The following is a 6436-nucleotide window of genomic DNA, read 5'->3' on the forward strand; positions in this document are numbered from 1 at the left end:
CAGTGTGCCTGTTTTCCGCCAAAATGGCGGGAAACGGGCAAAAAAACACATAAATAGCGGGAGAATAGCGTCTGAATTTTCGATTTTTTGCAGGCTAAAACCAGCATCGGCAAAAATCAGCGGTTATTCAGACCTTCCCTAGCACAAAGACTGCCTTTATATCCAATGAGTCTAAATTCTCTGATATCTCCCAAAAATCATCCTCGCTTAGATTTTCCACATCTTTACTTAAAGTCGAAAATGTATTCGCTGATATGGCCTTTTAATCTAATGAATTTAAAATCGCTTCAACTATTTTTTTTATATCTGATTATGGAGAAGGAAGAAGCAGGCCAAGCTATCCAATCTGACAGCTCATATAGATAATATGAGAATTTCTCATTATATTCGTAAAGGAAGTTAGCAGATCTATAACTTATCTCTGAAGATAAAAGTGCGATGAAGAACCAAGAAATTCCTATTACTATTGGTCTTTTAATATCTACTTTTGACGTCATTATACCCAGTTCCTTATCTCCCCATCACACTTCGGTAACCGGCGCCGGAGCGCAGCGGAGGAATCGAAAGCGGCCACGCTTTTGGCGTGGACTTCCCCGTTGCAGTAGACACTCCTAGCCTATGACTAGAGCATAGGAGGGATTTCTATGAGCAGCCAACGTTATGCCCGGGAATTCACAAACGAAGCGGTTCAACAAGTGCTGGAGCAGGGCTACACCGTCGCCGAAGTGTCGCATCGCCTCGGAGTCTCAGCTCCCAGCCTCTACAAGAGGGTTAAGGTCGTGCAGAACGGTGAGTCCGTTTGATCGTTTGCCAGAGTTAAAACGACCAAATTTCGGCCCAAACCGGAGTGGAAATTCAGTTGAAATGGGAGCGGCGCAAATGCCCGCTTTTGTTTAGGTGCTCCGGTCGCAAATCGGACATTCAGATTCGGGCGTAACGCCTGTGCTTTGTTCTCAAAACAGGCCTTTTCCTCGGCCGCGCGACCTTGTTCACTTCCCCCCCCCCCCCGCTGTTTCACTGGAAGATCTTCTTGTTAAACCGCAACGCAACTTGCCCGTTCAAACCTCGTTGTTTGTAGTTCTTGTCGTCAACTTTCTTTACACGAGTACAGACGATCTCAGTGACAGACCTTTGAATTAAAAGGATTTGACATCTATGGCATCACCGTTGCTTAAACACTATCCCGACCCACAAATGGAGAGGAACATCGAGATGCTAATGAGACTATTACTGAACAGTTTAGTGGCATTTTTTGTCTGGGGTGCGGTAAATGCTGTAGCAGCGCCTATTTACCTGAACGAATCAAATATTTCGGTTTCAGTAGGCTCGGGCACGTCGCCGGGTTCGTTTAACAACACCTTCTCAGGCGGCCAAACGATCAACAAAGTGATTGACGCGCCTAGCGCGACTTCCGAGGAGTTCCACAATCAAACAACACATATTTGGTATACAGCTGATGAGATCGGCGGGGGCTTGGAACTCTCATTTGACTTTGGGCAGGAGTACGACCTAAACATTCTGCACTTTTGGAATTACACAGGTGAAAACTTTGATGTCGACAATATCGCGTTCACTTTTTTTAATTCCGCGAATTCTCAAGTGGGCATTTTGGATGTTTTACCAGATCTAGGCAGTGCTCCAGGTATCACAGCTCAGGATATTACTCTGGCCGCTCCGTTAAACGTTCAATACGTTACAGCGTTTCTTACAGGATCCAACCGTCAGGTCGATTTTCAAAACATTGGTTTTACCGCAGAATTGTCGAGTCCAACCGATCCAAAACCCGTTCCAGAGCCGGGAACGTTAGGGTTGTTAGCTTTTGGCTTGGTCGCGTTGACGAGTCGCTCACGTCGGCGCAAGTGCTAATGTGCAGTTTTAGTGATAGCCGCGGTTCTGTTTTGACCGCGGCTTTCTGGATACTGGGAAAGACATCTTTTGATGTATGCCGTAAGCAACACCAGATGATGGCCTTGTTTAGGTTCTAATCACGTCGATTGGGCGGGTTTTACGATGAATGATAGCTTCAGGTCTTGGCCGCCATCTCTAATATGCTTCTCAATTGGTCAAGCCGCCCACTTGAACCGAACACACTACCTCGGGCTTCGTTTGTGACGCCATTTGACCGCTTACCAGGATCATGAAAGCTCGTTTCCTAACCAACTCAGGGTGAACTGAGGGAGCAACTCGCGGTTTTGTTTACGGTGCCGGCCGGAATCCGGGATGGTCGCAAAGCCGACACTCGGGTCTTGGATCCACACCCAAGCTGGCCAGCCCCAGAACCAGTAAAAACGGAGTTCTATGCATCTTGTAAGGTGCCCGTTAGAAACATTGTCGGGAGTCACAGAGCTATAAGCCACTAGCGCTTGCCGGACCATTGACCGTCCACGTTAATAATCCTGCACGGGTGATTTGCTTCATGCCTCCCATTATTCTTCCGACAATCGATCAAGGCATTTTGTATGGCGTGCGTTGCTGACGTGCGGTTTGATTTCCAGGACCAGGCACCAACAGCAGACTGGGCAAACGCCTTGTGCCTGGTGGCACTGACGTAGCCCTCCCGGTAGGACTTGAGGGCTTGATTAGTCATGATCCAGCCCTCACCGACTGCAGCCTGTTCAAAAACAGGCTCTGCGGCGCTCACTTCGCTGGATGAAGTGGCTACAGGCTTTTCATAGGAAGCACAGCCGGCCAGTAAGGCGGCAGACAAAACTAGAATTCCCTGTTTCACATTTGACTCCTCGATTGACTGATTGTCTCACTCTTCTTCAAACATCGTTTCATAATTCTGATCGTTTTTCGGTTTACATTCCGCTCGATCAGCCTCGGTTTTGCTCTTTTTTAGCTATAAATCAGCTAGGTAGGCTTCATCAACTCTGATTTCCGGTAACCGTAGCGAATCAGCGATGGAACTGAAACAGGAATGCTCACACATTGGCTAGAACGGCAGGGTTCATATGAAATTGCGCCCAAGTTCACACCGCCTGAAAACCCGTAACGCAACAAATGCCACGCCCCCAACCAACGCAATATTCAAAGATAGGTTAGCAAATGATACCCATCTCGGATATTCCTGGGGAAGCATGAGAGCATGGGCGAAGGACGTAAGTTCCTGAGCCCGGTGCGTTGAAACAAAAAGCTCCGGGCCCGTTCTGCACAGGTAAACAACAGTTCGCTATCCACCGGTAGGCAGACCGTTTCACGCCGTTCAGTTTGAGAGTGTTGACGAGTCAATAGATAACCCCATTCGCCACCTTTTAGTCAGGAGCCGGCAACAGCATATCAATAGCAATTGTAGGTTACGGGATAACACTATGCGCAACTGGGACTCATAGCATAGACGTCAGATTTATTTACAGAACTGATAGATCATCAATGTGCCTTCTGACATTTTGTATATAAATCAGAATGGTAGGACATGGACTCAAAATTGCATATTTTGGAAATCGTTTAACGGGCGATTACCGGTTTTTTCATAAGCAAACAACGCAATCACAAGGTCCAGTGCTGTATAGCTAGCCACCAATCATGGACTTACCGCCTCTGCGGTAATCTGGATATCAAACAGAGAGAAATATAAAGATGACACAACTACTCAGAATATTTATTACTGTTTTCGTACTATCGCTAGCCGGTTGCGGCGGTGGTGGTGGAGGCACAAACAGCGGCACTGGTGCTGACGACGGCAGCGGTGCCATCGACGGCGGCCAGACTGACGAGGACTCAACCGCCGATTCGGACAGCACTACAATAACATTGGGCGGCTCGGATATTACATCGCTGGGTAGTACCGCCGAAGTTAGTTTCTATGCCTTCCGAGAAGGCATAGCCGGCTCCAACTTGTTTCTCTCTGCTACCAGTAGCGGGACAGCGATGAATTTTGTGCGTTTCGGCCTAGGCGAGCTCACGGAGTCAGATGTGGACCCGACGTCGTTTGCTTCCGATCAGTCGGATGCCGTGGTTTTTAATATTACTGACATTGGGGTTTCAATTCGCATTAACAAAAATGGCGTGTCATACCTTTACAGCGCTACGTGTTTATCAGGTTGCAGTGGCGTCAATTTTGATACTGCATCCAGAACTCTGATACTGGATGAGGTGGTATTGGCCCCCACTATTGGAGGCGAATCAAATAGCCAGGCGACCGACAATTTAACACTTGATGGAACCATTATCTGGACAGAAGCTGACGAAAACCCACTTACCCCTCCCTATGACTCCGGCACCGGGGAAGCCCCTGATCGGACTTCCGGTGTTACTCTTGCCGATATTACTGGAGTCTGGGACAGCGGGGTCGGCGACGATGAGGTCTACACCGTGTTGAAAGCTGATGGGACCTATATATCCTATGACTATATGGGTGACGCGGTCGATATGGGTGCAAATTGCTACGACGTAGAAACTGACAGCATTACCGACTTGGGTAGTGGCCAGTTCCGACTCGGTGAAGACCGATTTGGCACCTTCTATTTTTCTGGTGACTCACTTGCTTTTGAGGCACCAGAAGGTACCTATTTCCTCGAAAGCACCACTCTGCTTGAAACAGATTTTTCTCCGCTGTGTAACTGATCGTTGAGGCCTGGTAGTGGTTATGGCCTACCAGGCCGATCTCGTTTTTCCGATAAAGTGATAATCTCTGGTGGGTTCCATGTCGCTACCAATTAACAGCTCGTTACAGAGGCTCCCTGTTAAAAATCTGCAGCACAGTGCAGATTAATGAACAGCACTAAATGGGCCGGTTTTAGGTAATTTTCATTATACGCTCAGTAGAGCTACGGGCAGATTTGTACACCGAATTGGCCTCTGAACCAGGTCAATTGTGTTGCTTACATCCAGTCTTTCCGTCAGGGCAATTGCCGAAGGCAGGCAACACACGAAACAATCAGGAGTCAGAGGTGATGGTAAAAGGCGGGTTGGCATGGCTGTGTCTTCTGGTACTACCCGTCATGCAAGTGCATGGCGACACACTGAAAATACTCAATACAGAACAACAGGCGCTGTACGACCAGGCAGTCCGGCAAAACTCAATTGATTCGCTGCTGGCCATGATTGCCGGCCATATCTTTATGGTTGCCCACCACAGACGTAGCTCGACCCATACTGATGTACTACCCCGAATGTGGCGCTAGGAATAGACTCGTGGAATTACCCCGTTACAGTGGACCGGGTTGCGTCCAACTAACGCCATGTATTGTTTTCTTCACGGGATAGGGCCGTCGAACGGTTCCGTCGGCCAACGGGTAAAAAAACACTTCAAATTGTTGATCGCCGTGAATGTCCGCTTTTGTTTAAGGCCTCACTTTGGAATTGGCATCAATGGCAGACAACCTCAATTCCGCCCGGCCAATATATGGTGACAAACGGCGGCCAAATTATGGTGTCACTACCATTTACACAGCCTCCGTCACAACGTCCAGAAATGCCAATAAAAACAACAATGATGGATCCTGGCCCAATTTATGCTTTCGAACGGGATAAGAGGAACTGATTTCCTCATTGCAAGCATGGAGAATGGGCATGTTGCGGAAAGTGAGAGATATCTTAAAAACAGCTTTGATTACAGGGGTAGTTGCCTTCGGAGTATTTGGTGTTGGCAGCGCCCACGCTCAGCTGATCAAAATTTGGTGTACAGCTGACGAACCTTGCGGGGAATCATCAGGAACAACCGTAGACGGAACGATATTTGAAGCAGAGGCAAACCCCACAACCCCTGCTACCGGTACAGGCGTTTTTAAACCCTTCGTTCGAGTCCAAGATAGCTCTGGCACACAAAGTGGTTACAACACTGATACAGGTAACCCCGACATAAACTATGACACCAAGGCAGGCCTATGGACTCACTCCGTCTTATTCGGAGACTTGGGCACGGTAGACATCGGGGGGCTTTCATATTATCAATTCTCCCTGGATGCGAATGAAAACGGAAATGCAGGAAGCGATGCCAACAAAATTGACCTCACAGCCATTCAGATCTTTTTAGGAGGCGAAAAGTTAAAGACTCCTGAAAGCTTCGGTGGCTACACAGGCACACAGTTTGACGGCAGTGCTGCTGATAACGAGCTTGCCGGATACGCACCAATCTGGAGTCTCGATAACGCCACAAACGGGGATGTAACGGTTAATCTGCAGGCCAGTATTTGTGACACAGCAGGCCAGTGTGGAAGCGGAAAAGGGGACTTGAAACTTTTTATCCTCGAGAGCCTGCTTAAAGGGAATGCCGAAGATTATTTCGTTTTTTACACCGAGTATAACAACGTCGGCAGCGGATTTGAGGAATGGAATTATCTTGCCAAAAGCGGAGTTATGGTGATTTCTGGTGTATGGAAGCAGGTTGAAGGGGTGGCGTATCCTGTTGGTTGATCTCCGCCAAGATCACAACCAACAGAGGAATGATACGCCATGTCCAAGTCTAACCTGCACGCTCTTTCACAACCAGAGG

6 protein-coding genes are annotated in these 6436 nt (G+C 48.1%); 5 read left to right on the forward strand and 1 reads right to left on the reverse strand.

Translation table 11 applies throughout. From position 1 onward, the window contains the following. Positions 1 to 644: 644 nt before the first annotated feature. Both AC13E3_RS08710 and AC13E3_RS08715 read left to right on the forward strand, forming a co-directional pair. Entirely contained in the window at positions 645 to 803 is a 159-nt protein-coding gene (locus AC13E3_RS08710) for a transposase (protein ID WP_482901911.1), read from the forward strand. Between the two features lie 352 nt (positions 804 to 1155). Continuing rightward, positions 1156 to 1866, forward strand: coding sequence for a PEP-CTERM sorting domain-containing protein (locus tag AC13E3_RS08715; protein WP_041657503.1), 711 nt, complete (start codon positions 1156 to 1158; stop codon positions 1864 to 1866). A 490-nt stretch (positions 1867 to 2356) separates the two neighbouring features. On the opposite strand, the gene AC13E3_RS08720 is transcribed toward AC13E3_RS08715, so the two are convergent. Beyond that, positions 2357 to 2728, reverse strand: coding sequence for a hypothetical protein (locus AC13E3_RS08720; protein WP_482901912.1), 372 nt, complete (start codon positions 2726 to 2728; stop codon positions 2357 to 2359). Between the two features lie 851 nt (positions 2729 to 3579). On the opposite strand from AC13E3_RS08720, the gene AC13E3_RS08725 reads away from it, so the two are divergent. The 3 genes from AC13E3_RS08725 to AC13E3_RS08735 all read left to right on the forward strand — a co-directional run bounded on the left by AC13E3_RS08725 (position 3580) and on the right by AC13E3_RS08735 (position 6357). After that, positions 3580 to 4566: a hypothetical protein gene (locus AC13E3_RS08725; protein WP_482901913.1), complete on the forward strand. Its 987-nt coding sequence runs from the start codon at positions 3580 to 3582 to the stop codon at positions 4564 to 4566. 326 nt (positions 4567 to 4892) lie between these two features. Next, positions 4893 to 5126, forward strand: coding sequence for a hypothetical protein (locus tag AC13E3_RS08730; RefSeq protein WP_482901914.1), 234 nt, complete (start codon positions 4893 to 4895; stop codon positions 5124 to 5126). A 388-nt stretch (positions 5127 to 5514) separates the two neighbouring features. Beyond that, positions 5515 to 6357: a hypothetical protein gene (locus AC13E3_RS08735; protein WP_482901915.1), complete on the forward strand. Its 843-nt coding sequence runs from the start codon at positions 5515 to 5517 to the stop codon at positions 6355 to 6357. The last annotated feature ends 79 nt before the right edge of the window (positions 6358 to 6436 follow it).

Source organism: Marinobacter sp. L-80 (genome assembly GCF_056859395.1).